Annotated in this window: 33 protein-coding genes; 21 read left to right on the forward strand and 12 right to left on the reverse strand. The window is 42.5% G+C overall.

What is annotated here, in order from left to right; all coding sequences use genetic code 11:
* The first annotated feature begins 2 nt into the window (after positions 1 to 2).
* Both Selli1_RS10510 and Selli1_RS10515 read left to right on the forward strand, forming a co-directional pair.
* A complete protein-coding gene (locus Selli1_RS10510; protein WP_204930500.1) occupies positions 3 to 1,076 on the forward strand; it encodes a phosphoadenosine phosphosulfate reductase family protein in 1,074 nt (357 codons plus the stop codon).
* A 16-nt stretch (positions 1,077 to 1,092) separates the two neighbouring features.
* Positions 1,093 to 1,290 (forward strand): hypothetical protein, encoded by a 198-nt coding sequence (locus Selli1_RS10515; RefSeq protein ID WP_087317463.1) that lies wholly within the window; start codon positions 1,093 to 1,095, stop codon positions 1,288 to 1,290.
* Positions 1,291 to 1,345: 55 nt separating this feature from the next.
* On the opposite strand, the gene Selli1_RS10520 is transcribed toward Selli1_RS10515, so the two are convergent.
* From Selli1_RS10520 to Selli1_RS10540, 5 genes are all read right to left on the reverse strand, one after another.
* Positions 1,346 to 1,960 carry a Type 1 glutamine amidotransferase-like domain-containing protein gene (locus Selli1_RS10520; RefSeq protein WP_281845369.1) on the reverse strand — a complete coding sequence of 205 codons (615 nt, stop codon included), beginning with the start codon at positions 1,958 to 1,960 and terminating at the stop codon, positions 1,346 to 1,348.
* Between the two features lie 87 nt (positions 1,961 to 2,047).
* A complete protein-coding gene (locus Selli1_RS10525) occupies positions 2,048 to 2,515 on the reverse strand; it encodes a hypothetical protein (protein ID WP_204933090.1) in 468 nt (155 codons plus the stop codon).
* 73 nt (positions 2,516 to 2,588) lie between these two features.
* Positions 2,589 to 2,924 carry a hypothetical protein gene (locus Selli1_RS10530; RefSeq protein ID WP_243416545.1) on the reverse strand — a complete coding sequence of 112 codons (336 nt, stop codon included), beginning with the start codon at positions 2,922 to 2,924 and terminating at the stop codon, positions 2,589 to 2,591.
* A gap of 136 nt (positions 2,925 to 3,060) precedes the next feature.
* On the reverse strand, positions 3,061 to 3,567 hold the full coding sequence (locus Selli1_RS10535) for a hypothetical protein (RefSeq protein ID WP_281845368.1): 507 nt from the start codon (positions 3,565 to 3,567) through the stop codon (positions 3,061 to 3,063).
* Between the two features lie 138 nt (positions 3,568 to 3,705).
* Complete coding sequence (locus Selli1_RS10540) at positions 3,706 to 4,071, reverse strand: SMI1/KNR4 family protein (protein ID WP_204930101.1); 366 nt, start codon at positions 4,069 to 4,071, stop codon at positions 3,706 to 3,708.
* A gap of 168 nt (positions 4,072 to 4,239) precedes the next feature.
* Between Selli1_RS10540 and Selli1_RS10545 the strand changes: the two genes are divergently transcribed.
* Positions 4,240 to 5,172 carry a ParM/StbA family protein gene (locus Selli1_RS10545; protein WP_281845367.1) on the forward strand — a complete coding sequence of 311 codons (933 nt, stop codon included), beginning with the start codon at positions 4,240 to 4,242 and terminating at the stop codon, positions 5,170 to 5,172.
* A 4-nt stretch (positions 5,173 to 5,176) separates the two neighbouring features.
* Positions 5,177 to 5,578 carry a hypothetical protein gene (locus tag Selli1_RS10550; RefSeq protein WP_281845365.1) on the forward strand — a complete coding sequence of 134 codons (402 nt, stop codon included), beginning with the start codon at positions 5,177 to 5,179 and terminating at the stop codon, positions 5,576 to 5,578.
* A gap of 136 nt (positions 5,579 to 5,714) precedes the next feature.
* On the opposite strand, the gene Selli1_RS10555 is transcribed toward Selli1_RS10550, so the two are convergent.
* Positions 5,715 to 6,059, reverse strand: coding sequence for a helix-turn-helix domain-containing protein (locus Selli1_RS10555; RefSeq protein ID WP_087416661.1), 345 nt, complete (start codon positions 6,057 to 6,059; stop codon positions 5,715 to 5,717).
* Positions 6,060 to 6,470: 411 nt separating this feature from the next.
* On the opposite strand from Selli1_RS10555, the gene Selli1_RS10560 reads away from it, so the two are divergent.
* From Selli1_RS10560 to Selli1_RS10585, 6 genes are all read left to right on the forward strand, one after another.
* Positions 6,471 to 6,911 (forward strand): sigma factor-like helix-turn-helix DNA-binding protein, encoded by a 441-nt coding sequence (locus Selli1_RS10560; protein ID WP_281845362.1) that lies wholly within the window; start codon positions 6,471 to 6,473, stop codon positions 6,909 to 6,911.
* 1 nt (position 6,912) lies between these two features.
* On the forward strand, positions 6,913 to 7,101 hold the full coding sequence (locus Selli1_RS10565) for a helix-turn-helix domain-containing protein (RefSeq protein ID WP_281872954.1): 189 nt from the start codon (positions 6,913 to 6,915) through the stop codon (positions 7,099 to 7,101).
* Between the two features lie 379 nt (positions 7,102 to 7,480).
* Complete coding sequence (locus Selli1_RS10570) at positions 7,481 to 8,221, forward strand: MerR family transcriptional regulator (protein WP_281845361.1); 741 nt, start codon at positions 7,481 to 7,483, stop codon at positions 8,219 to 8,221.
* A gap of 66 nt (positions 8,222 to 8,287) precedes the next feature.
* Complete coding sequence (locus Selli1_RS10575; RefSeq protein WP_281845360.1) at positions 8,288 to 9,013, forward strand: ABC transporter ATP-binding protein; 726 nt, start codon at positions 8,288 to 8,290, stop codon at positions 9,011 to 9,013.
* Positions 9,010 to 9,753: an ABC transporter permease gene (locus Selli1_RS10580; protein ID WP_281845359.1), complete on the forward strand. Its 744-nt coding sequence runs from the start codon at positions 9,010 to 9,012 to the stop codon at positions 9,751 to 9,753. The genes Selli1_RS10575 and Selli1_RS10580 overlap by 4 nt, the downstream gene beginning before the upstream one ends.
* Positions 9,754 to 9,856: 103 nt before the next feature.
* Complete coding sequence (locus Selli1_RS10585) at positions 9,857 to 10,279, forward strand: winged helix-turn-helix domain-containing protein (RefSeq protein ID WP_281845358.1); 423 nt, start codon at positions 9,857 to 9,859, stop codon at positions 10,277 to 10,279.
* An 82-nt stretch (positions 10,280 to 10,361) separates the two neighbouring features.
* Here Selli1_RS10585 and Selli1_RS10590 read toward each other — a convergent pair whose 3' ends face one another.
* Positions 10,362 to 11,201, reverse strand: a complete 840-nt coding sequence (locus tag Selli1_RS10590) for a hypothetical protein (RefSeq protein WP_281845357.1) — start codon at positions 11,199 to 11,201, stop codon at positions 10,362 to 10,364.
* Between the two features lie 572 nt (positions 11,202 to 11,773).
* On the opposite strand from Selli1_RS10590, the gene Selli1_RS10595 reads away from it, so the two are divergent.
* From Selli1_RS10595 to Selli1_RS10620, 6 genes are all read left to right on the forward strand, one after another.
* Positions 11,774 to 12,781 (forward strand): choloylglycine hydrolase family protein, encoded by a 1,008-nt coding sequence (locus Selli1_RS10595; protein ID WP_281845355.1) that lies wholly within the window; start codon positions 11,774 to 11,776, stop codon positions 12,779 to 12,781.
* A gap of 274 nt (positions 12,782 to 13,055) precedes the next feature.
* Positions 13,056 to 13,286 carry a DUF5348 domain-containing protein gene (locus Selli1_RS10600; protein WP_087162982.1) on the forward strand — a complete coding sequence of 77 codons (231 nt, stop codon included), beginning with the start codon at positions 13,056 to 13,058 and terminating at the stop codon, positions 13,284 to 13,286.
* A 19-nt stretch (positions 13,287 to 13,305) separates the two neighbouring features.
* Positions 13,306 to 13,611, forward strand: coding sequence for a hypothetical protein (locus tag Selli1_RS10605; protein WP_281872956.1), 306 nt, complete (start codon positions 13,306 to 13,308; stop codon positions 13,609 to 13,611).
* Complete coding sequence (locus tag Selli1_RS10610) at positions 13,608 to 14,096, forward strand: hypothetical protein (protein ID WP_281872957.1); 489 nt, start codon at positions 13,608 to 13,610, stop codon at positions 14,094 to 14,096. The genes Selli1_RS10605 and Selli1_RS10610 overlap by 4 nt, the downstream gene beginning before the upstream one ends.
* 237 nt (positions 14,097 to 14,333) lie before the next feature.
* Positions 14,334 to 15,170 carry a tyrosine-type recombinase/integrase gene (locus tag Selli1_RS10615; protein WP_281872958.1) on the forward strand — a complete coding sequence of 279 codons (837 nt, stop codon included), beginning with the start codon at positions 14,334 to 14,336 and terminating at the stop codon, positions 15,168 to 15,170.
* A 74-nt stretch (positions 15,171 to 15,244) separates the two neighbouring features.
* The gene (locus Selli1_RS10620) at positions 15,245 to 16,489 is read left to right on the forward strand and encodes an ATP-binding protein (protein WP_281872959.1); all 1,245 of its coding nucleotides are present in this window, start codon (positions 15,245 to 15,247) and stop codon (positions 16,487 to 16,489) included.
* 93 nt (positions 16,490 to 16,582) lie between these two features.
* On the opposite strand, the gene Selli1_RS10625 is transcribed toward Selli1_RS10620, so the two are convergent.
* On the reverse strand, positions 16,583 to 17,881 hold the full coding sequence (locus Selli1_RS10625) for a sensor histidine kinase (RefSeq protein WP_281872960.1): 1,299 nt from the start codon (positions 17,879 to 17,881) through the stop codon (positions 16,583 to 16,585).
* Entirely contained in the window at positions 17,874 to 18,560 is a 687-nt protein-coding gene (locus tag Selli1_RS10630) for a response regulator transcription factor (protein WP_281872961.1), read from the reverse strand. Before Selli1_RS10630 ends, Selli1_RS10625 begins: the two co-directional genes overlap by 8 nt.
* 165 nt (positions 18,561 to 18,725) lie before the next feature.
* On the opposite strand from Selli1_RS10630, the gene Selli1_RS10635 reads away from it, so the two are divergent.
* Genes Selli1_RS10635 through Selli1_RS10655 form a run of 5 tightly spaced genes read left to right on the forward strand, consistent with a single transcriptional unit; the run spans position 18,726 to position 23,038 of the window.
* Positions 18,726 to 19,235: a hypothetical protein gene (locus tag Selli1_RS10635; RefSeq protein WP_281872962.1), complete on the forward strand. Its 510-nt coding sequence runs from the start codon at positions 18,726 to 18,728 to the stop codon at positions 19,233 to 19,235.
* Positions 19,236 to 19,251: 16 nt separating this feature from the next.
* Positions 19,252 to 20,472: an ABC transporter permease gene (locus Selli1_RS10640; protein ID WP_281872963.1), complete on the forward strand. Its 1,221-nt coding sequence runs from the start codon at positions 19,252 to 19,254 to the stop codon at positions 20,470 to 20,472.
* A 4-nt stretch (positions 20,473 to 20,476) separates the two neighbouring features.
* Positions 20,477 to 21,922: an ABC transporter permease gene (locus tag Selli1_RS10645; protein ID WP_281872964.1), complete on the forward strand. Its 1,446-nt coding sequence runs from the start codon at positions 20,477 to 20,479 to the stop codon at positions 21,920 to 21,922.
* Positions 21,923 to 21,933: 11 nt separating this feature from the next.
* Positions 21,934 to 22,566: an ABC transporter ATP-binding protein gene (locus Selli1_RS10650; protein ID WP_281872999.1), complete on the forward strand. Its 633-nt coding sequence runs from the start codon at positions 21,934 to 21,936 to the stop codon at positions 22,564 to 22,566.
* Positions 22,544 to 23,038, forward strand: a complete 495-nt coding sequence (locus Selli1_RS10655; RefSeq protein WP_281872965.1) for a winged helix-turn-helix domain-containing protein — start codon at positions 22,544 to 22,546, stop codon at positions 23,036 to 23,038. Before Selli1_RS10650 ends, Selli1_RS10655 begins: the two co-directional genes overlap by 23 nt.
* A gap of 37 nt (positions 23,039 to 23,075) precedes the next feature.
* Here the strand turns inward: Selli1_RS10655 and Selli1_RS10660 are convergent, their stop codons facing one another.
* The 3 genes from Selli1_RS10660 to Selli1_RS10670 are packed head-to-tail and all read right to left on the reverse strand — an operon-like array spanning position 23,076 to position 24,736.
* Complete coding sequence (locus Selli1_RS10660) at positions 23,076 to 23,309, reverse strand: hypothetical protein (RefSeq protein WP_240577875.1); 234 nt, start codon at positions 23,307 to 23,309, stop codon at positions 23,076 to 23,078.
* Between the two features lie 6 nt (positions 23,310 to 23,315).
* Positions 23,316 to 23,984 (reverse strand): macro domain-containing protein, encoded by a 669-nt coding sequence (locus Selli1_RS10665; RefSeq protein ID WP_281872966.1) that lies wholly within the window; start codon positions 23,982 to 23,984, stop codon positions 23,316 to 23,318.
* A gap of 20 nt (positions 23,985 to 24,004) precedes the next feature.
* The gene (locus Selli1_RS10670; protein ID WP_281872967.1) at positions 24,005 to 24,736 is read right to left on the reverse strand and encodes a YodL domain-containing protein; all 732 of its coding nucleotides are present in this window, start codon (positions 24,734 to 24,736) and stop codon (positions 24,005 to 24,007) included.
* Positions 24,737 to 24,801: the final 65 nt, after the last annotated feature.

Consider the following 24,801-nt stretch of genomic DNA (forward strand, 5'->3'; position numbering starts at 1 on the left):
AAATGTATATACAGGAAAAGGATTTAAAGTTGAATAAGGGATACTATATACAACGGAAATATCTTCCCTATGAGGGAAAACTGATGTTGGCCAGGCGGCGGATCATGGAATGGTATGATTACTGGGATGGACAGGTCTATGTCAGCTTCAGCGGCGGCCTGGATTCCACCGTGCTGCTGGCGCTGGTCAGGATGACGCTGGGAAGTGAAATCCCTGCCGTTTTCTGCAATACCGGATTGGAGTTCCCCGAAATCATCCAGTTTGCCCGTTCTTTTCAAGCCTATGGCGCTTATGAGGAGATACGGCCTGCCACGAATTTCCGGCAGGTGATCCTGAAGGAAGGGTATCCGCTCATCAGCAAAGAAAATGCAAGCAAGATCCGGAAACTCCGGCATGGGAAGCTATCGCCCCGTTATCGGAATTACCTGCTGAACGGTGACGAGAGAGGAAAATTCGGTATGCTGCCAAAGAAGTGGCAGAAATACATTTACGGTCCCTATGATATTTCAGAAAAGTGCTGTCTGATCATGAAGGAGAAACCCTTTAATCAGTATGTGAAAAAGACTGGCAGACAGCCTTTTGTGGGAGTAACACAGGATGAATCCTTCCGCCGGGCGCATCAGTATGCGAAGACCGGATGCAATGTATATGACGGCAGAATGATCAAAAGCCAGCCGCTGGGTCCCTGGACGAAACAGGATGTACTCCGGTTTGCTTATGAGCATATGGGAGAAAAGATCATCCCGGAAAAGGGATCAGCCTATGAGTTCTCTATCTGCCCGGTATACGGAGAAATCACAAAGGATGCGCAGGGAATTTACCATCTGAGCGGGGAGCAAAGAACCGGCTGTATGTTCTGCGGGTTTGGAGTGACGGAAGAAAAAGAGCCGAACCGGTTCCAGCGGATGCAGACAGCTTATCCAAAGCAGTATGAGTTCTGTATGAAATCTACGGAGAAAGGCGGCCTGGGGATGCGAAGTGTGCTGGAATATCTGGGCGTACCCTATGAAACCTGGGAGTCCGTAGGCCAGATGTGTTTGGAGTTTGATGAAAATAATCAGGCAAAAGCGGCCTGAAGAATGGAGAGTGGGTATGACGATCAGAGAAGCTGGAAAAGAGATTGTGACAACCGGAGGCGGTACTTACCGGATCGGCTTTATCAATACCGATGGACAGGAAGATGAGACGGAACTGGATGGTTTCAACCTGACGGAACTGGAGGAATTATACAGGGATTTTTGTAAAGAGAATGGATTTAGACAGAATACCGTGACTTATGTGGAACGGTAAATGAAGCGCAGGCACCGGGAAACCGGCGCCTGCTTTAATAGAGAAAAATTGGGATTTAGCAAATAATTTCCTTTCTTTCTCCTCTGATTAATACTGTTTGCCCATCGGCTAATTCAATCAGATCGTCATTATCTATTTCACCACAGGGATATTCGTTTTCAGCATGTGCTATTAATGGATTGGATAAATAAGATAAACCATCCACAAAATTTCCTGCTGCAATCATACTCCCAGCGCTGATTCCCAAATATACTAAACCTTTCTCTATTGCTTGTTTTAAAGGATCAGAAAATCCCGTCCTATTCATTTCCTTCAAAAGTGTTTGGGCATTTCCGCCACAAAAAACAATTATGTCATATTGGTTAAGTTCTGGAGCACTCATTAAACGGAACTGTACAGGTATGTTACGTACATAATCCGAATATGTCCTTTTATATCCGTTAGACAGTAAATATGTCAGATTATATATAAGAATATTGTTCAATGGAATCCCCATACTCATTAGACGCTCCACACATACGATTATTCCTTCTCGCGCATTGTCATTTCCAACTGCGGCTGACGGTACCATAATCGCTTTTGTATTAATGGGTTCTTTCCTGATATATTGCCAAAATAATGCAGTAGTCTTTTCATTTAAGCCGCTGGAGCTCAAAAAAAGTGTTCTCATTAAATTTCTCCTCTATTTAAGCAAATAATTAGTATCCTATACCTTGTTTTTTGCACTTATTTTTATCTTTTCACAAATTAGGATTTGTCATAATCCTAATTCGTGAAATGAACCATCTGTAATTGATAATGATATATCAAATTTTGTATTTTCTCCGGCAATTATTTTTATTCGATATTCACCTCGTGGCAAAGTAAGCGAAGTGCTATTACTACTGTTATCCTGATTAGATATACACTCCGCTAAAGTAGTTAATTCTCCATCTGGATAAATCAATACCACTTTAACTTTCCCGTTATACAAGGTTATATCATACGAAATGTCAACAGTTGTTTCTTCTTCTGTATCCAGCGTCCATACAGTGTCCATGCCTTCCATTTTTTCTATTGTAGCATTATAACTATTGCCCTCAATTTCTTGCTCAATTCCATCGAGGTTAAAGGAATTTGTATCGCTGGTTATTTTGCTTTCATTATCATAAATATCTGCCATAGCATTAGAACATCCAGACAAAAGAAAAACGACTAGCAATGTACCAACAATCATTTTTCTCATTGCGTTATACTCCTCTCTTTACTATTGTTAATTTTCGCCTCAAATTCCAATTTTCTGCTCTACAACTTAGGATTTATCGTTTCTTCACAAGCCAATTATCATTTTGCGTTTTTCTTTCCGCGTAGTAACCACATGGCATATCTTTAAGAACACCAACAGAATTGTCTAAATCGAACGCTTCTTTTAGAGATACCAGCCTTGCTTCGTCTGTATCATGTGTTGAACCACACAAAAATTGCCACATTCCATCATCTTCATCATGAGATACATATAAAATAGGTTTGCCATCATCTATAATATGACAACAGATTATCGTGGCTGTATTAGGTGCATCATAAAAAGGGAAATCCATATGCAGCGCTCCTTCCAAATTCCAATTTCTATCCTTTTTTCTTATTTCATTCTCCAAACTCAACCTGCTTATTTAAAAGCCATACTATTTCAACGGCTATAAATCCACTCTAAATCCACTATCCACAAAACGCTTGCAAACCGTTTTTAGTGTAAGGTATAGAACAGTCAAATCAGAATTCTGCAGCTTGGGCTCATACTTTTAAATCATATTCTCCTGGACTTTGAACACTTATAGTTGCAAATCTTAATTGCTCTTTTTTATCATAAGCATTTTTTAATATCATATATCCGTTGACTATGCTAACAGCATATCTCTTCATGATACTCTTTAAATTGTTGTATACTCTTTTGCTGCTTTCATCATACCAAATTGTAGATACAGTTGTAGGCAAAATAGTATTTTCATCATATAATCCACCCAGATCGATAACAATACTTGTTTCATTTAATTTTTGATTTATATGTTTATATTTATCAAGTCGCACTGTTTCATCATCTTCTATAACAAGATATTGATTTCCTATATGACGCCCACTAAGAGAAATGCCAAAGTTGTCGATTTTAGTAATATCTGTTATCTTATCGCTATCGCTTTTGCCACACCGATAATATTTTATCATATTGTTCTTTTGGAATTCTCTGAATATGTTTTCTAAATCTTTTTTCGTTCCAAACACTCTAAAGCTTCTTGAACTCATTTTATTTTATCACCCGTACAAATCCTGATTTGTGGATTTAGCTTTCTAATTCCTCTTGGACTAATTCCAAAATAAAATCTCCAAAATCATCTGCTACTGTTTCACTAACACCATATTTTAAACCGTCATATTCCAGAATTACAATTCGAGGTTCTCCCTCATCATTGAGAGAAGAATAATCAAAATAAGCCATATACCCATCATTGTAATTATAAAACGGGAGAAAATAATATGGCGGTTATACTCTTTGCGGTCATTTAACGCATAAGCAAGACTATTTCCCTCTAATTCACCCAAATTATTCGTATCTATCCCAAAAATTTCATTACCGTAAAAAGACAGATACCCATATTTCTCATTAAAATCTCGATATTGTTTAGAAAATTTTATACCGAGTAATTTTTCTGCTTCTTCTATTTCCTGTGTTGATTTTCCACCTGCGGTAGTATAGAACCTACATTTTTTGGCCAATTCCATTGAACGCTCGTAGTTTTCCCAACTCATATTTTATTTCCTCCGCAAATTCCAATTTGTTGCTGTCTTCATTCTACCAAAGACACCTCCCGAATACTATCCAAAATATAAAATCTCAAAAAATTTCTCTCCAGAGTTGCTATCTACATATCTCCTACGTATGGAATAAGTAGAAAACAATATAAGGAGTGACGCATTATGATAAAAAAATTGACTATTCCCGTGGATCACGGGAACCGGAACATGAAGACCACCCATTTTCTTTTCACCACGGGGCTCTCTTCCACAGACCGTAAGCCTGCGGGACGGGAGGATTTCCTTCAGACTGACGGGAAGTATTATGTTTTGAGTGGCAAGCGGATCCCGTATCAGAGGGACAAGACTCAGGATGAACGCTTTTCCATCCTGACGAGATTTGCTATTGCGAAGGAATTGGAACGCACCGGTCAGATATCGGAAGAAGACGTAGTACAGGTATCGCTGCCTATCGGTGTACCGCCCAAGCATTACGCAGAACTGGCAGAACGGTATCGGGAGTATTTCCTGGGAGACGGAAAGGTACAGGAACTGGTGTATAACGGAAGAACCTACCATACCTGCATCCAGGACGTAGCTGTATATCCCCAGGCGTATGCCGCCATGATGACTGAGGGAGAAAAAATCCGGCAGATCCCAAAGGCTGTAGGGATTGATATTGGCGGATTTACTTCAGACTTTCTGCTGATGCGGAGCGGAAGCCCATGTCTGGACTACTGCGATTCCATGGAAAAGGGTGTCATCACCATGTATAACGATATCATTTCCAGTGTCAACGGGGATCACGATATGCTGCTGGAGGAAACTGACATTGACAGTATCCTGGAAGGCAAGACGGAATATTATCCGGAAATGGTGGTACATACCGTGGAAGAAATGGCCCGGAATTTTGTGACCGACCTGCTCAGCAGTGTCCGGGAACGGGGCATTGACACGAAATCTACCTATACTATATTCATCGGAGGCGGAGCCATCTTACTCCGGCGGTTCCTGGAAAGTTCCAGCCGTCTGATCAAGTATCAGTTTATGGATGATATTTTTGCAAATGCGAAAGGGTACGGCATCCTGTACCGCAGTTCTTTAGCAGGGAAGTGATGATGTGGGAAAGAAAAATCCATATGTATTTACGATAGGGTTTGACAAGAAAAATCCGGAGCATTTGGAAGTCGTAGAGATCCTGAACGGGACGGAGAAAAAGGCGGCGCTGATTGCGGAAGCAATCCTGCAGTATACGGGGAAGAAGTCTGGAGGAGATACTGGAGTCTCCCAGGAAAACATCCAGGCGATGGTGCGTCTTCTAGTACGGCAGGAAATGCAGCGAATCACTGCCCAGACTCCTGCTTCAGACGCTGGAACTTCAACCAGCCAGCAGAGGCAACCGGAGGCAGATAAGCAGTCTACAGAGGCCGTGATTGAGGATCTGAACGAAGAAGGCCCTCCGATTGATAAACGAACAATGCAGGATATTGCGGATGCCATGGCAGCATTTAGAAATATGTGATACAGGTCTTTAGTTTAGGGAGAACTCGCAGTGGTTCTCCCGATTTTTCACCGTTTTTTCAGAATTTCCATAGAAAATCCATAGAACTTCTATAAAGATTTCCGAGAAGTGTATCTTACAATGGCAGAAGAGGTGGTTATGTGGGGTTCTCTGTCCGGGTATGTAGTCCTTTCAAGAGGCCTCGCAGCGTTTGCAGCACAATAACCTGCTCTTCTTCGGAGCAGGACTCCAATTCTATCAGGATCTGCTGCATCGTCGTACTGCCGCTATTGTTCTTACGGTCTTTGATCACCGCATCAATAGAAATGTTCAGATAGGACGCCAGGGAGCAGAGACTGTCAAAACGAGGGTTCGCCTTATAAGTTTCGATATCTGAAATTGTACGAAGGGATACGTGGGACCGTTCCGCAAGCGTATTCTGCGATAAATCCAAATTCATTCTGGCTTCTCTTACAGCATCCCCCAATCGTTGTCTATACATCCAATCACCTCATTTCCTGCATATATTTTACCGCAGACAAGCAGTATATGAAATGCGCTATCATGCGTGTTGATAGGCGATATAACGCATACATAGAGGGGGAATCTACGGAAGATAAGGTGTGAACAGCCGGATGGATCAGACGCTATCTAAAACAATTTCAAAAAAATCCTGCTTCTTTTTGCAGGTGAAGAAACTCTTTTACACGCAGTATATGTGTTGGTTTCGACCACATATACTGCGTGTTTTCATGTAAAGTTAAATCCGCCGGATAGGATCGGGCTGCCGTTGGCAGTTTTCGGTCTTATTTTTTTGCCGTGGAAGTGGAACGAAAGACTGCCAAGGTGCCGCTCGCCGCCAGCCTTCTGAATTTCTTTGAAACTACAGATGAAATTCAGGAGGAATCAATATATGAATGAAAAACATACCTATACAGGAGATCGGACAAAGAACCATTTTACAGCATATTTACTGGAGTTTATCAAAGGGCGCAGGAGCAGTTACCTGGACAAAAAGATACGTACAGAGAAGAACTCCTTCTTGATGGAGGAAATTGCGGAGATTGAAGAACGGATCACTTTTGAGGAGATAAGGGAAATCCAGGAGCGGGAAGAGATTTTGCTCAAAGAGGCTGCAGGCAATTACCCGGAATGGGGAGAACTTTCGGATGAGAAACTTGTAAAATCGCTGCTGATGCTCAGTGATACAGAACGGGAGCTGATCTATCTTCATGTATTTGAGGAGCGCTCGTTTAAAAAGATCGGTCAGATGACCGGGATGACAGCAGAGCGCTGCAAGGATGCGTACTTCTATGCAATCCGTAAAATACGTAAAAGATTGGGGGATAAATAGGATGAGCTTTGATGAATTATTATTCCGGGCGAAAGCCGGCGACATGGAAGCGAAGACAGAGATCTTTGCGATGTACCGTCCATTGCTGATCAAGAACGCACTGGTGAACGGAAGATTTGATGAAGATCTGTACCAGGAGCTGGCAGTGGAGCTGATGAAGTGCATCCGGTATTTCCGGGATGCGGAGTAATTAAGAAGGGACCGGGCGGCGTAAGCTGCCCGGTCTTTGATAAGTACACTATTATGGTTTATGTAATGAAGATATGATAGAAAGTGATCCGGGCCATCCTAAAGGACAGACAGCATATGAAAAACACACGACTCAGGGCAGCCAGGTTGCTGTGTCCGGCACTTTCTTATGGATATACCTACACCAAAATACACAACCAATCATAAAAATATTTGGTTGATATGGTTTGTGAATGATTGTATATTTTGTACACTGACTATTTATTTTCATGGCATCGTTGTGCGACAGATTGTATCTTGATATAATATAACCCTACATTATAACACCAGACTTTTCGTGGGAGGTATAATTGTATTTATGGTACAAGGAGGTGATTGAGTTGAATACATATAGAACAACAGAGGTTGCAACTGTAATTGGAATACACCCTAACACAGTACGGCTATATGAAGAGTTAGGTCTTATTCCAACACCAGAACGCGAAAGTAATGGATACCGTATTTTTACAGAATTTCACATTCAACAATTCTTACTGGCTCGGACTGCATTTCAAATCGAAGTGCTTCAAGGTGGTTTGAGAAAGAAGATTGTTTCTGTGGTTAAACTCTCTGCGCACAAAAAATTTGACGAAGCACTTAACCTCACACAGGAATATTTAGAAGGTGTTCGGATGGAGAGAAATAATGCAGAAGAAGCTATCCAAATTGTACAAGATATTCTTTCGGGTGAGATTGAGGAACATCGTTTTTCTATGAAGCGAAAAGAAGTGTCGGAATATTTGGATATTTCTATGGACACTCTGAGAAATTGGGAAATGAATGGCTTGCTTACAGTTAAGCGTAAGGAAAATGGATATCGTGTCTATACAGACGAGGACATTAAAAGGTTAAAGGTTATACGTGCCCTGCGCTGTGCTAAATATTCTTTGGAAGCAATTTTGCGGATGCTCCGCCAACTATCTAAAAATCCAGATCTGGATATTAAAGCTGCGTTGAATACCCCCTTACAGTCGGAGGATATTATTTCAGTTTGTGACCGTCTAATTATATCTTTGACGACGGCAGAATACAACGCAAAAAAAATCATGGAAATGTTACAAGAAATGAAGGAAAATTATTAAAACCCTCCACTTTGCCACCAGTCTTTGAACTGGTGGTATTCTTTTTCTATCAAAGGAGGTATAGTGATGAAAACAATTATCCAAGTGCGGGGGCTTACAAAAGCCTATGGTCAACTTCCAGCGGTAGATCATGTGAGTCTATCGGTAAAGGCAGGTACCGTGTTCGGTCTGCTGGGGGCAAATGGAGCTGGAAAAAGCACAACGATTGAGTGTATTTTAGGAACAAAGAAAGCTGACAGCGGTGAAATATCTATTCTTTCTCTTGATCCTCAAAAGGACAGACGCCACCTTTTCCAAAGAGTTGGTGTTCAATTTCAAGAGTGCGATTATCAACCAGAGATTAAAGTTTCGGAGCTGTGCGAAGAAACCGTTTGTCTGTATAAGAACCCGGCTGACTGGAAAAAGCTGTGTACACAGTTTGGACTTGCGAACAAAACAAATTCAGCAGTCAAAAGTTTGTCCGGGGGAGAACGTCAACGGCTTTTTATCGTACTTGCCCTAATTCCCAATCCGCAGGTTGTTTTTCTGGATGAATTAACCACCGGACTTGATACAAAGGCCCGGCGTGATGTTTGGAAAATCCTCGAAGAACTAAAAAATCAAGGAATGACAATTTTTTTAACTTCTCATTTTATGGACGAAGTTGAGGCCCTGTGTGACGAGATTTGTATTATCAAAAAGGGAAAAATTGTGTTTTATGGAACGATTATGCAGGCCATAGAAAAGAGTGGGTGTGAAAAATTTGAGGATGCGTATTTAGCACTTGCTGGTGAGGAGGTCGATGCGGAATGAGGTCTTTTACTGTGCTCTTAAAAAATGAGTTGAAATTGAATATCCGAAACATGAATATGGTGATCTTTGCCGTTATATTGCCTTTGGTAGTGTTGGTGATCCTTGGCTTTTTGTACGGGACAAGTCCTGCTTCAGAAGGGGCTGGCTTTACCTTTTTGGAGCAATCTATTGGTGCGCTCTGTACCATTTCCATCTGTGCTGGCGGTTTGATGGGGCTGCCTCTGGTGGTATCGGAATACCGGGAAAGAAAAATACTTAAGCGGTTCAAGGTAACACCAATCAGCCCGGTTATGTTGTTGACTGTGGAATTTTTGATTTATGTTATTTATTCCGTTATTTCTCTTGCAACTATAATTCCTGTGGCTATGATGTTTTGGAAAGTTGAAATACATGGATCATGGATTGCTTTTGTCGGTAGCTGGCTTTTGACTACGGTTTCTACTTTGAGCATTGGAATGATGGTAGGAGGTATTGCCCAAAATGCTAAGACTGCAAGTGTAATTGCCTGTATATTATATTTTCCTATGCTCATATTCTCCGGGGCTACCCTGCCTTTTGAAGTAATGCCAAAGGGGATGCAAACGGTTGTACAGTTTTTTCCGATAACACAGGGCATCCAGCTTATGAAATCTACTTTTTTGGGAACACCGCTTTCCAATGCGTGGCTCCCTGTTTTCGTTATGCTGGCTATTACCATTATCTGCTCTGGCGTTGCAATTAAGTGTTTCAAATGGGAGTAAGGGTTATTTTTCTATCATATAGAGAAAATAACATAAATATCAGATGGTGGTGCTAAATGATAGAATATAAACAATGTATTAGCAAATTAATAAAAGGGGTTGAATGACTCTGAAGAAACAAATGGTGATTGAATTTCCAGAGAAGTGGCTGCCGGAGATCTGCAGCATCAAAAGAAAACTCCAGACTCTGGAAGGTGTAAAGATTTATATGGAGCCGAAGCAGATCCGATATCCGGGATTTTCCCTGGATATGCTCCAGCGTAAGGTCATGGTGGAGGAAAAGGAGGTACTGCTGACTGCCAGGGAATTTGATGTCCTTGCAGTCATGGCCCGGCATCCGGGACGTGTGTATACCTATGCTCAGATCTGTCGCATGATCTATGGAGAAATGGATGTAGGGGAAGAAATGTACAGCAGTGCCTACTGTCTGATCAGCAGCCTGCGGAAGAAGCTGGAGAAGGAACCACGGCACCCCCGGTACCTTGATACCGTATATGGTGTCGGGTATCGGTTTGAGATTGCATAAATAATAATCGTTATAACCATCAAGGGGCGCTGCTTTTTACACAGCGTCCCTTGAGTTCATTCATAAGATATTTACAACATTTTTATTCTGGGAACGGCAAAGTCGGGCGATAGTAGCCATCCACATGAAGAGGAAGGACTACCGACCCGGCTTCGATTTTTTTAATCTGAACGTCATGGGAATAGCCCAGGACAACGCAGCCACATGAAACGTTTTCAATGCCTGACCGACCAGATGCCCGGTCAACGATTGTTTGTCCGCCCATTGTTCCAATCCGTGCATTCCCATTCAGGCGCAGAATACGGGAGTTGTCCAACATATTATGTATATGGCTGTTTCCATATACACTACGAATAAGCGAAATGCCTTTCATCTTATGGACGACTGCATTCCCACACAATTCACAGATCATGGAATGGTCAGCCAGATTTTGAATCTGAACGTTTCCACAAGCATGTCGAATCAAAGAGTTCCCTGTGATCAACTCTGCCTGAGCGTGATCAGACATAGAACTTATGACAGAATTAAAACAGTAGATTTCTGCATCTCCACAAACGTTCGTTACGTTACAGTGATACAAAATATGCTTACCGCTGCTGATCATCTTGATTGTCTCATATGTCCGTAAGTATTTTTTCTGCCAATCCTCCAGTGCGGCAATTATTCTTTGTTGGATAGGTTTGTTCTTCCGTAAAGGTCTGTCAAGCCAGGAATCAGCAGAGAACATTGAAAAATCGATTTTCTGGTGCTTTGGACTGATCCACCATTCCCAACAAGATTGATATAATGTGATAATTATGGGAAAGGTGCCCTCCTTGATATATCCGGACTCGGTTTTGGCTGCCAGAATATCCTGTACCCCTTTATCTCCTCTAGCTGTTGCATAACCTTCATTTTCAAATAGTACAATTCTAAAATCCATTCTTTTCTCCTTTCTTGTGGGTGTTCCTCCGGAAATTTAATTCAATCCTCCTCTCCTGCTTTCAGGCATAAAAAAAGAGAATGATGCCGGGTGCTCATTCTCAAACTTCGTACAGAAATCTCTGCAAAATAAAAAGCCAGAAGGTACTGCCCTGGTGGCAGAATATCCCCCTGACTGATTACAAACCTAAACAGCATATCCTTTTCCGGATAAACACAAGTAATGATTACAAAGTAAGTATAATACTATATGTGGGAGAAATCAAGAAGATGCACAAGATATTGTACTATATTGATATAAAAATCGGATATGTGGTAGAATAATAGTGGCATGAACCAACTCATGCCATACGAATGTAAAGGCTCCCATCCGTTAAGATGGGAGTTCTTTACAATACATATTCTTTTTTAATACACTTTGATTGTATACAGTTCTTTGCCGTTATCAGTCGGTAATCTCTCCCCTTTACGTTCTATATTATAAAGCAAGGCTTGACTTAAAATTTTTATTCAGTTACCCTTAGATAAGAGTTACCGGTAGCTCTTTATCTAATCAATAAGGAGCGTGTAAAAATGTATCATACACATTTTAGGGGAACACACTACGAAGCTGGTTTTCGATGGGGTTCCTTACTGTTGAAACACCAAAATATAATTTTGGAAAATATTCCTTTTGAAATTACACAGGAACGAATCGACTATGCTTCATCCTGCCTTCCCATCTATGAGAAATTTTACCATGAAATCATAGAAGAAATTCAAGGACTTGCAGATGGACAGCATTGTGATGTTCGTATCTTGCAGGCAGTATTATTTAGTATGTACTCTATGCCACCAGCCTGTAATTGCTCTTGCTTTGCGTTCACGACCGGGCAGGAAATTCTCCTGGGACGGAACAGTGACTTTCTAACAGAAATCGAAAAGCTGAATATGAATGTAATATATAGGCTGACTGATGGGGCATATTCTTTTACTGGGAATACAACCGCTTTTGTAGAGGTTGAAGATGGTGTTAATGAATATGGTCTGGCTGCTGGACTGACTTCAGTTTACCCTATTCAACGCAAGCCAGGATTTAATGCGGGCCTGCTTCTCAGATATCTATTAGAAAAATGCAAAAATGTATTGGAAGCCATCTCTTGCTTACATCAATTACCAATCGCTTCCGCCCAGACCCTGACTTTGGCGGATATATCGGGAGAGATAGCGCTTGTCGAATGTACTCCGGATTGTGTAGAAGTTACAACATCATTGAGTAATACGCATTCTTTTGTCTGTGATACAAATGCTTTTCATCTTACAAAAATGATGCAATATAACAGTGTTGGCATTGATGATTGGTTTGCAGAGACAAGGTTTCAAACTATGATTTCAGCCTTCCAAAATACTAAAAAAATTGATTTGGTATTTGTGAAGAAACTGTTATCCGGTGATTATGGTTTTCTCTGTCAATATGACAGGAGTACCGGCAAAGATACCGTATGGTCTGTTATTTATGATCTGAAACAGCATAAGATCTATCGGAGTGAGGGAAATCCCAGACGCTTCAACTTCAAAGAAGATACCCGTTTTTGTTTTTGATTTTAGTCTTCTGTAACAATCAAGAAACACCTAAATATAACCGCACTCAGCGGTACCACCGAGCAGGAAATCATTGAGCGGTTTCCTGCTTTTTCTATTCTGAAATTCTCTTCCTGATGTTGCTCTTTTCATGCCTCTTACGTATGAAATAAGTAACAGAGCCATATGAAGCGTTCAGGGAAGTTTTAGTATTGAACAAACAGAAAATCATCCACTCTGCGAAAATGCAGCCCTATTATTCTTATGAAAAGTAAAAATACAGGAGGAAATTACTATGGTAAAGAAAAAAGGCGTTTTATGCTATGACCGGGAATCTGGGAGGTATGACATCTACTTTGGAAACGGAAGCTATTACGGCGGTCTGCATTGTGGGGACTGCTTTGATGTGGAGATGGATGGAGACTGGGTGCCAGTTCGGATTGAAATGGATGATGACTGGTATCTTGTGGGAGTTCCGAAAATCCGACTGGACGGCCTGACAGTCCGGGCTGATTGGTACGAGTAATCTTGTCAGGAGGGCGAACATGAAAAAGGAATGGGTGAAACCTGAGATCAAGTTTATCACGGATCCGGATATTATCCTGGGATGCCTCCATGAAGTGTATGGTCAGGAACAGAAGTCTGTATTGGCTGGGAAGAATATCCGGCATACGATGATCTTCCCTTTTCTCCGGATGCTAGCAAATAACACAAAGGGAGATATCAGGGATCTGGAGGCTCTGCATCAGCGGCTCTGGAAGATCTATGAAAAAGAACCGGAAAAGCAGGTGTTTGTACAGCAGGCAGAGAAAATCCTGGAAGCTGTCAGGAAAGGAGAAGATGGTGGATGATTTCCTTTGAAAAGGCAAAAATGGGGAAACGGCTGATGAAGCAATTCATGGCGGAAGAGGAACTGGAAAAAGCGGCGTTTATCGGGCTTATGTACCAGATGCCGATCCGGATAGGGGATGCGATAAAGCTGCGGAAAAGCGACCTTGCCGGAACGATTGTTTTAAAAACTGCCAGCAAATACGGAAGAATTTATACAAATCTGTATGGCAAACCTTATCGGATCACCAGACAACTGCGGAGTCTTCTAAACTCCATCAACAGAGACTCGGATATGATCTTTACACGAAAACCGGAATATTATATGCGGGTATTCCGTAGATACCAGGAGAACTTTCATCTTCATGACTTCCGGAGGGAACGTTTGGCTAACGAGGAACTTCTTGAGAGTCGGAGATGGAGAAAACAGTCCAAACTAAGACGAAGGTTCTCTGTTGGGATAAAAGATGGCAAGCGAATTTACAGAAGGGTGAGACGGCTCCCGTAATCATCCAGATTGGACAGTGGAAAAATCTGCTGTCCTTTTTGCGTTTTTATGCTGTGAAACGTATGGATTATATATAGGAAGTGTGTCAGAACCGTGCCAATTCCTGAACGCAACATAATAGCAATTATGTTGTGTTGGAGGCATGAAAGACAGAAGAAATCCTATCTGGACGCAACATAATTACGCAAATCTCACGGAGAAGTGAGCGCAACATAATCGCAGAGAGGAAGAAGTACCGTGGCATTACTGGAGGATTATAAAAAGTTCCTTAGAGAACAGGGAAAATCAGAGAATACCATTAAGACCTATAGCGGTCATGTAAATGAATATTATCGTTGGTATAAAGATACTTTCGGGGAGGAGCCGACGCTGCTATACCATACCAACATTTTGGATTTTCGGTCATACCTGCAGAACATTAAAAAACTGAAATTTAAAAGCATTGATACGAAACTATCCTCGCTGACCAGCTTTAATGAGTTCTTGGTGCAGATTGGAGTTCAAAAAGATCTGGTCATCTCAGCAGAGGACCGGCTGAAATTTCAGCAGGAAATTGCAAGCCCGGCAGAGATAGACAAGAAAGATGTGGAGGCGTTTCTCCAGAAGGTGTTGGTAGAGACTGGGAAGAGAAACTATGCAATCGCCGTGATCCTTGCATATGCTGGCCTGCGTGTCAGCGAGTGCATCAGCATCAGCCTGACAGATATTGATTTTCAGGCAAGGGAACTGTTGGTGACTGGAAAAGGCAATAAGCAGCGGATCGTATTCATCAATGACAAGATCATCCATGCAGTTCGTGAGTACCTGAAGGTAAGAAACTCCCAGTCTGAGTACCTGTTTATCAGCAGGAATGGCGGAAAGCTCCACCGCAGCAGTGTGAACCGTTTTTTCAATCAGTGTTCGGACCGGATTACCCCTCACAAGCTCCGGCACTACTTCTGCTCTCATGCCTTGGAAATGGGCTATACGATGGCCGAGGTAGCAAACCAGGCCGGCCATGCCAGCGAGCGGACCACGCTGATCTATACCAATACGAGCCGTGAAAAGATGAAGGAGAAATCGAACCTGCTGTAAGTAACTATAAGAATAAAATTGTCTTTGTATAAACAGACAATAAGTTGATTATAATAAAAGTGTGAGGTATAATAATGACAAAACTAACGAAGGACGTGGAATGTATGGAGATGATAAGACGAAATTTGTATTTGAATAAGATACGTCCATTCATTGACCAGGATCTGATCAAGGTATTGATTGGCCTTAGAAGAAGTGGAAAGACGATCCTGCTTTCGCAGATCCGTGATGTTCTTTTAGAGCGTGGAGTGCCAAGGGAAAATATCATAGAGATCAATTTTGAATCCCGGCGTTTTAAAAAGCTGGAGGATGCAGATAACTTCTATCAGTATGTCACGGAACAGGCAGAGCAAGCGGATGGAAAAGTATATCTCTTTTTTGACGAAATCCAGCATGTGAAAGAGTGGCACTCAGTCATCCCTTCCTTCCGGATTGATTTTGACTGCGATATCTATGTGACAGGTTCCAACAGCAAGCTGCTGTCCGGAGAACTGGCGACCAATATGGCCGGAAGGTATGTTTCTTTCCATGTATATCCCTTTGTATTATCGGAGATACAGGAATTTTATGAGGTCAATGGACTCCCATACACCAGGGAACAGCTTTTTACGGATTACCTGAAATATGGCGGTCTGCCAATGCGCCTGGTGCTGCCGGATGAACATTCCGTCCGCACATATCTGGAGGATGTTTATGATTCTGTCGTGATGAAAGATATTCTCTCCAGATATGCCATCCGCAATGAGAGTCTTTTGCGAAAGCTGCTGGAATTTCTGTTGGACAATATTGGGAACCCGTTCTCGGCAAGATCCATCTGCCGGGCGTTGACCACAGGCGGGCAGTCAACAACGGTGGACACGGTACTTAATTATATTGATAAGCTGCAGGCAGGTATGATTCTTTCAAAAGCGGAAAGATATGATATTAAGGGGAAAAACATCCTGGCTTCAACAGAAAAGTATTATGCGGGTGATATTGGGCTTCGCAATGCGAGCAAAGCAAGCGAACAGATTGATACAAGCAAATTGTTTGAGAACGTGGTGTATCTGGAAATGTTAAGCCGGGGATATGACGTGAAAGTAGGCAAGCTGGATACTCAGGAAATTGACTTCGTATGTTACAAAGGGCAGAAGAAACTCTATATCCAGGTGGCCTATGTATTGTCAGAGGACTGCATTGCAAGAGAATTTGGCAATCTGGAGAAGATCGATGACAATTATCCGAAATATGTGATCAGCAGCGACATCGTAGATATGAGCAGGAATGGAATTGTCCATTATAATATTATCGACTTTCTGCTAGATGGGAAGGATATATAACTCAGTGATAATAAAGAGCCGTCCAAAGTGGGCGGCTCCAATTAATATCCCGTTTGTTTATACATATAATTAATCTTTGACTATTTTGTTTCATTATTTCAGAGGTATAGTCAAATAAAATGTGGCCCCGCCACCAGCCGTATCTTCAAATCCTATTTTGCCTCCAAGTATTCTTGAGAGTTCTTTCGCAATACTTAATCCCAGGCCAAAATGAGATTTATCTGTTCGTGATTTATCTGCACAGTAAAAACGGTTAAATATAAAAGGTTTGTCTTCTTCAGCCACTCCGCACCCATGATCAACAACATAAAAGGTCAATTCTTTAGAAGTCTGTTTTGTTCGTATCTCAATGGTGCTGTTTTCTGGTGAATAGTAGACTGCATTATCAAGATAGATACTTAAGATCTGGAACAGTCGTTCCCGGTCTGTATAGAGTACAGGGTAGCTTTCTTCACTAATATCAAGTTTTAAGAAGATGGATTTACGGATACATACTGGCTCAAACGCTTCATACAGTGTAATCAATAGTGTATCAATATTTACATCATTCTTCTGGATGGTCCATTTATCAGCATCAGAAGACGCAAGGAGAAGCATATCTCTTACGAGCTTAGACATTCTGCTACATTCTGAGTCAATCGTTTTCAAGCAGGTTTGTGCCTGGGGGTCTTGTATTTCTGTATTATGGACTGCTTCAACATTTGCCATGATAACAGCCAGCGGTGATTTTAATTCGTGTGAAGCAGCGGCAACAAAATTTTTCTGGCTCTGCAGGATCTGCTCAGTTGGCTCAAAGGCTTTTCGCAGGAGAAACCTGCTGATAAAGAGGATGCTGATCAGGGAAACGATCCAAATAGATAAATACTTTGGCGCTTCCCGTAACAGCAGGTCTACAATAGATGTCCGCTCATAGAATAAAGCTAATGTATAAACTGTTCCCGCTTTCGTGCTGACTGTAGCCGGGATAGCATAATAGTGGTCATGATCTGCTCCATCCATTTCTATAAATCCGCCCTGTTCCGTTACCGTCTGAAATTTCTGACTGTCCGCTGCGCTTTCCGTGGAAATGCTGTTACTTATTTTTTTGAAGAGATTGGCAAAGTCAGTAGCGGTATCAGGAATACTTTGATATAGCACCTTTCCTTCAGAATCTTCTAAAATGCTGTAAACATTTGTCCCACTTTCATAGTTTGAGAGAACCGCTTGCGGGTTAGAAGTATCGTCCTCCAACTGATAGATGATCAGGGAAGTCATACGTTGAATATAGGATATATCAGCAAGCTGTTGTGACTGATACATATTCCAGAGGGAAAAACACAGGATCAAAGTAATGATGACCATTAGGATTCCTGCTAAAAACAGATGTAGTCGGTTGGATAATTGTTTAAGCATGAGTGTTCTCCAATCTGTAGCCTGTAGCATATACTGTTTTAATGATACAGGAGCTTTTAAGCTCTTTCAGCCTTTTTCTTAGAAAGGAAATATAATTATCAATATTTCCTGGAGTAATATCCGAGTCAGTTCCCCAGACCTTTAAAACAAGCTGTTCTTTTGTAAAAAGGGTTTCCGGCTGTTTCATAAATGTATACAGAAGCTCCGCCTCTTTTCCTGTCAAGTCTAATTTTTGCTCATGGCAGGTCAATTCCCTTATTTCTCTGTCAAACTGCAGATCCCCGTAAGTTAATATTACATCGTCATGGATCTCTTTGGAGCGCCTGGTTAATGCCCTTATCCGGGCAAGTAACTCCCGGTTATGAAACGGCTTAACCAGATAATCGTCCGCTCCGCCGTCCAGACCATCGATCCGGTCATCGAGGGCAGACATACCGGTAATAATAATAACCGGAATCTGTATGTCCTTTCTTCGCATCGCCTTGATTATTGTCAGTCCATCTATAATGGGGAGCATCCGGTCAACAAGGGCAAGGTCATAGCCATAATCTTTATTGAGTGCGTAAAGCATGGCTGTTTCCCCGTCATTACAGCAGTCTACGGTATGCCCGCTTTTGGACAATTCTTTCTGTATCAGATCGCATAGATCCAGGTCATCCTCCAGAAGCAATATTTTCATAATCCATTCATCCTTTTTTATTTCATATCATCAGTATAACAAGTATAGCAAAGAAATCCTCTAAAAGTTCTCTAAAAACTGAGGTCGATTTCTTTATTTCTTAGATGAGTTTTACAGAAGTTTTTTTGTATGATAGGCCCATAAAACAGAAAGGAGCTATGTCAAATGAAACATATGAAATTAGTAATGGTAACTGGAGTCTTGATTTTTGCACTCTCACTGGCAGGCTGTGGAAATTCCAAAGGGGAACAGACTGCAAACAATGGGACTTCTGTGAACAGTCAGAGCGAGAATCAAGCTGGAGACACAGGCGCATCTGACGATGGCAACGAAAATTCGACAAATCTGGACGATTTGTTAGAGACAGCTAGTTTAAGAGGCAGCGTAGCCGATTTTCAGGATGGAAGTTTTCAGGTTATCCCAGATCAGGATGATGGGCAGATAGCAAAATCAGCGGCAGAGGGAATGGAAAGCGGCATGGAAAGCACTACGGTTTCTTATGGAGAAGATTGTACCTTCCAGATTGCCAACATCAACAGTTCCACCGGCGCAGTGGAATTAGAAGCGGCTACGGCTTCCGATGTAAAAAAATCTACGTCTGTTTATGTTTATGGAGAAACACAGGATGATGGGGAAATCCATGCTACAAAAGTGCTGATTACCCGGTTTAATTAACAGGAGGGATAGATCGATGCCTTTTTATAAGAGAGGCTTCCTTTATCTGATGCGGAAACGCGGAAAGTCGGTGCTGCTGCTGTTGATTTTCCTTTTTGTCAACAGCATGATCCTCAGTACAAACATGATTTTACACGCCACAGAAAGCACAGAGGCTGCCATGCAGGAAAAAGCAGGAGCAAAAGTGGTATGTGAAATTTCAGACACCGCCAATCCGATTACAGACAAAGAAGCCGAAATGATTAAAAATATAGCGGAGGTAACGTCCATCAATCGAATGGGGCAGCAATCCGCATATTTAACGGATCTTGCGCCTGTGACCGCAAGCGCTTCCACAGAACCGGACAACTTGAAAGTCAGCCTGCTATCCTTTGATGATATGGATACAGACAGTCCCTTTGCGGATCAGTCTTATCGGCTGACAGACGGTGAACTGGTCAAGCCGGAAACCAAATATGGCGCCGTCATTAATGCAGGATTTGCAGAATACAATGGTTTGCAGATTGGCGATACACTTTCTTTTGAAACAGAAAACGGGAAAGCTGTTACCGTGGAAGTGATTGGGGAATATCTTACTGGCAATGAAAGCCAGCAGGAAAACAATACACTTGCCGTCTATCGGATGGAAAATCAGATTTATATAGATAATACGGCATATTTAGAATTATTTGACGGCAGCGGATTTTATAAAGTATCGGCATATACCGGCCAGCCGGAGCTTTTAGATCCATTGGCAGAGAGCATACAGGGCATTTTGCAGGATAAAGCGGACATTACCACGTCGGATGTCCTGTATCAGCAGATGAAAGCCCCATTAACACAAATAACAAGGGTAGTATCACTAATGCGTTTGCTTACCTTTTTCGCCGGCACGGTGATTGTCTCCCTACTGCTTTGTATGTGGATGCGGAGCAGACAAAAGGAAATGGCTGTATTTATCAGCTTGGGCGAACAGAAAGCCACTATCTTTTTGCAGGCTCTTTTGGAAGCGGCAGCCGTGTTTCTCATTGCCCTGCTTTGCTCCTGCGGTCTAGGTTCGCTGGCTGCAGGAAGCCTTACAGAACTGTTGCTGTCTTCTGTGGAAACAGGCGTTTCTCTGCAGGTTTCCTTACAGTTTACCGATATCGCATTGCTATTGGGGATTGGCAGCGGAGTGGTTGTGATTGCGGTATTGCTGTCTTTGCTGCCAGTGATCCGTGCAAATCCGAAAGATATTCTGTCACGAATGGAGGGATAATACGATGAACTTATTTCAACGGGCAATTCGTTCCTGTTTTAGAAAGCCGGTTAAAAGTCTGCTGCTTCTGCTTGTAGTTTGTATCATCAGTCTGCTTTTCCTGTCTGGTATGGCAAGCCGTTCTGCAAACATTGCTACGCAAGACAGTACACGACAGGCCATCGGTGCAGGATTTCTTCTGGAATATAATCCAGAGAGCAGAAGCCAACGATTGGAAGAAGCCAGTCAAAAAATATTAGAACGCAAGCCGGACGGTCAGGGAAGTTATGGTGGAGTCCATTTGAAAAACGTGACTGTCATGGGTTCCGAAAACCTGATGATAACGACGGATCATTCCTTTGAGTCATTAAAAGCTGATGATATTGAAAAGATTGCTGCTGTGGAGGGAATCGCCGACTATAATATAACCACGGTTCCTACTGCGGTAAAACAGGCAAATTTTGAACGGATTGAGGATGCCGATGCAGACCAGACCAATGATTTTCAGGGTGTAGCCTTGATTGGTAATCGGGATATGTCAATGGATGCCAATGTCCTCAGCGGCAATGTTACCATCCTGGAGGGACGGATGACGACAAAGGATGATACAAATGTTTGTGTCATTTCCGAAGAACTGGCAGAAAAAAAACAGCTAAAGGTCGGCGACCATCTGCAATTTCATTCAGTAAAAGCGGAGGAACCCGTGCAAGAGGCAACGATTGTAGGAATCTATCAGGTAAAAGAACAGATGAAACCTTATATGTCCGGTGATACTTACCGTTCCGAAAACGTTATTTTCACGGATTTACATTTTCCTGAGAAGGTGGAGCAGGATGATCCGCTGTATGAGAAGGCTTATTTTAAAGTGGCAAATGTGGATGATTACGATGCGGTAAAGGAGGCCATCAAGAAAACGGATATTAACTGGCAATGGTATGATTTGATCGACAACAACGGAAATCTTGACACAATGGCTTCCAACTTCAATGATTTGGAGAAAATCAGTAACACGCTGCTTCTGGTCGTGACCGGAGCAAGCTTTGTGATCCTGTTTTTGATTTTTATTTTCTGGATCAGGAACAGAACAAATGAGATTGGCATACTTCTGTCCATTGGAATTGCAAAGGGAAAGATATTTTTGCAGATTTTAACCGAAGCTGTTCTGATCGGAGTTTTGGCGCTTGCACTTTCGTTCCTGATTGCTCCGGCAGTTTCCAATGCCGCTGCTGATTATCTGGTGGGTCAGCAGGCACAACAGGCCGAATTGCAGGATGAAATGGATACGGGCAAAGTTGCCACCGATTATCAGGCACCGGAACTTACCGTCACGGATGTAGAAACAGAGATTACCTCTACTATGCTACTTGCAGATAGTCTTAGCGTAGGTGTCTTGATTGTTTTATCTACAGGTGCGGCAAGCGTCCTGATTTTCCGCAAGAACCCGAAAGATATTTTAAGCGAAATGAGTTAGGAGGAATGGAAATGATTTTAGAGGCGAAAAATGTCTTATACTCTTATAAAACGAAGCGGGATAAAATAATTCTGAAAAATGTATCTGCCACTTTTGAGGAAGCTACGTTCTATGCGATTGTCGGTTCCAGTGGTTCAGGAAAAACCACATTCCTTTCCCTTTTGGCGGGCTTGGATAACCCGGTATCAGGAACCATTCTTTATAATGGAGAGGATATTCGTAAAAAGGGGCTGAATTATCACCGGAGGCACGATATCTCTCTTGTTTTTCAGAACTACAACCTGATTGATTATTTGACAACGGAAGAAAATGTGAAGCTGGGTGGAAAGAAAGATGCAGAGAAGCTATTACAGGAAGTTAGTATTCCAAGGGAAGACTGGAAGCGGAATGTGCTGCAGCTTTCCGGTGGCCAGCAGCAGCGTGTGGCGATTGCCCGTGCTTTGGCAAGTGAAGCCAAGGTGCTCTTAGCGGATGAACCCACTGGAAATTTGGACGAGGATACGGCAGGGGAAATTATTGAATTGCTAAAGAAAACTGCACACGAATTGGGAAAAAGTGTAATTGTGGTGACTCATAGTAAACTACTTGCAGAAGAGGCAGATAAAATTTATGAGATAAAGAATGGCAAATTGTGTACAGAGTAAGGGCTGCGATCTATATGAACCCGATAGAAACAGTTATTTGATTGGAGATGGGAATATAGGATATATTTTACTCGCAGAATTTGATGATACAGAAAAGGCTATTTTAAATGAAATTATGGCTGTATTAAAAAGATATTCTGCTAAGTATAAATGTGAGGAAGAGAACATAAGAAAGATCGTTTTTCGTGGGCTTGTTATTTATCCAGATCAGCGGAGGATATTAGCAGCGGAGAATGAAGTATTTCTATCACATTATGAGTTTGATATCTTACTGATTCTTGTAAATCATCCAGGCTGGGTATTTACCAAAGAACAGATCTATGAAGCAGTCTGGGATGACATCCCTGTAAGTGTGGATGCCAAGGTTGAGTGTATGATTTACAGCATCCGGAAGAAGTTTCGGGAGTATACTGACAGGCAATACATTCGGACTGTCTGGGGTGTAGGCTACAAATTCGATCCGGAAACATAGAAAGGAGCCGTCCGTGAGGGCGGCTCCAAGTCATTTGTTATTTGCTTTTCTTCTTCGGACACCATGCCGGAGAGGTCTTTAGCGGAACCTCATCGGACCAGGCCTTTCCATAATCCAGGAATCCTGGATCTTTCGACATTCTATGTTCCTGAAAATAATCAAAAATATAATGCTGATCCGGATGCTTACAGCGAAAAGATGCCCGGCTGTTACCGTAGGGACGAAAGGAATTGCAAAATTCACATTCACTGCATTTTATCTTTTCTTTCATATTCGATTACCTCATTATTCTATTCGGATTGCCTGAGTACATAAGAGCTTGCGCCACGCTGATCTGAAATGTCTCTTCAAACCAGTGCCAGATTTCTTCCCGGTGTGTTCCAGCTGAAAATCCGTGCCAGGCTTGCTCAATACATTCTGTTTCCGGGTTCATAGGGATGTCTCCAAATTCCGTCCAGAGACGCCGGATGCTGTCCGGCAGGTACAGGATGGTAAGGGTAAAGCAAGACTCGGAAAACAGGGGCATAAGGATACGGCTGTAGACTGTCTCCCAGTCGCCACCTGCAAGCCCGCATCCCAGATAACCGGGAATGGCAACCTGCGACAATTCCCGCTGTGCTGCCAGGAACATCATGGCAGTCAGGCTCTGTCTCAGTGCTGCATAATCGGTATCTAATCCTCTGCCTGTGGGAATATTCTCGGCAAACAGATGTGCCACATACTGAGTGGCGCCGGTATCCATCCGCAGCATCAAAGAGCAGGATCCTAGAAGTTCCTCTTTATTCTTCCTGCAAATCTGCTGGTATGTCCGATACTGTTCTGCTGTCAAAATACGATGCCGGATCTGCCTGGCTACGCCTGCCCCCATGATACCCAGGCAGTTGACCTGGTGGGCGATAATGGCAGCATCAGAACGAAGCAGATTCCCTTTCCTTTCTTTGATCATAGATTTTCCTCCATTTGTTCTTAAAGATATTCATAGGTTACGTTTTGGCTCTGGCACCATTCTTCCACCAGATTCAGGTTTAGCGGGCTGTGTGTTGGGTGATTGGAGATCCAAACCGAAGGGTTAGGGCTGTGATACCATAAATCTTCCGGAGCCGGCCCTTGCGTATCCTCGAACAGAAGGACAGCAGGACGCTCCAGAAATTCTTTCTGCCGTGCGGATAACCCTTCCTTCTCCCGGTAACGGAGCCGGTAGCCGAGCTGGCACTGACTGTATTTGCAGCGTTGGAGCTGGACCTGGATACAGGGATGAATAGAAATTCCCCCGTTATCCATATAGGCCAGATAACCGGGCTTGGACCGATTGACCTGCTCAAAAGGGATATTGTCATGGTTCTGAACTGGCAGCATGGCGTTTTCCTTCTGAAATGCTATTTGAGAAAAACCAAATGTATCACAGAAATAGAAACGGCTTTCTCCCGGTGAGTGCTGTATTTCCAGAATGTCAGAGACTGACATGGAATGTCCGGTGAAACCGATCTTTTCCAGATAGCGGGCATCCGCTTCATCTTTGCGGTTGAATGTCCGGTAGATTTCTTCCAGTGTGGCGACTTCCGTTTCTCCGCAGAATACGGATTCATAAATTTCTGCAGGCGGTGATGGATACCCGGCTTTTTGAAAATAGGAAAGGGGCATAAACATCAGCCTGTCCTGATCCAATTCCGGGATGATCTGATAGATCGTTACTTTCATAAGACATCGTCCTCCTTTGCCAAAGAAGGACCTCCCTGGTTGGAAGATCCTTCGTAATCATTATG

It is taken from the genome of Sellimonas catena, assembly GCF_027924685.1.
Taxonomy (GTDB): Bacteria; Bacillota; Clostridia; order Lachnospirales; family Lachnospiraceae; genus Sellimonas; species Sellimonas catena.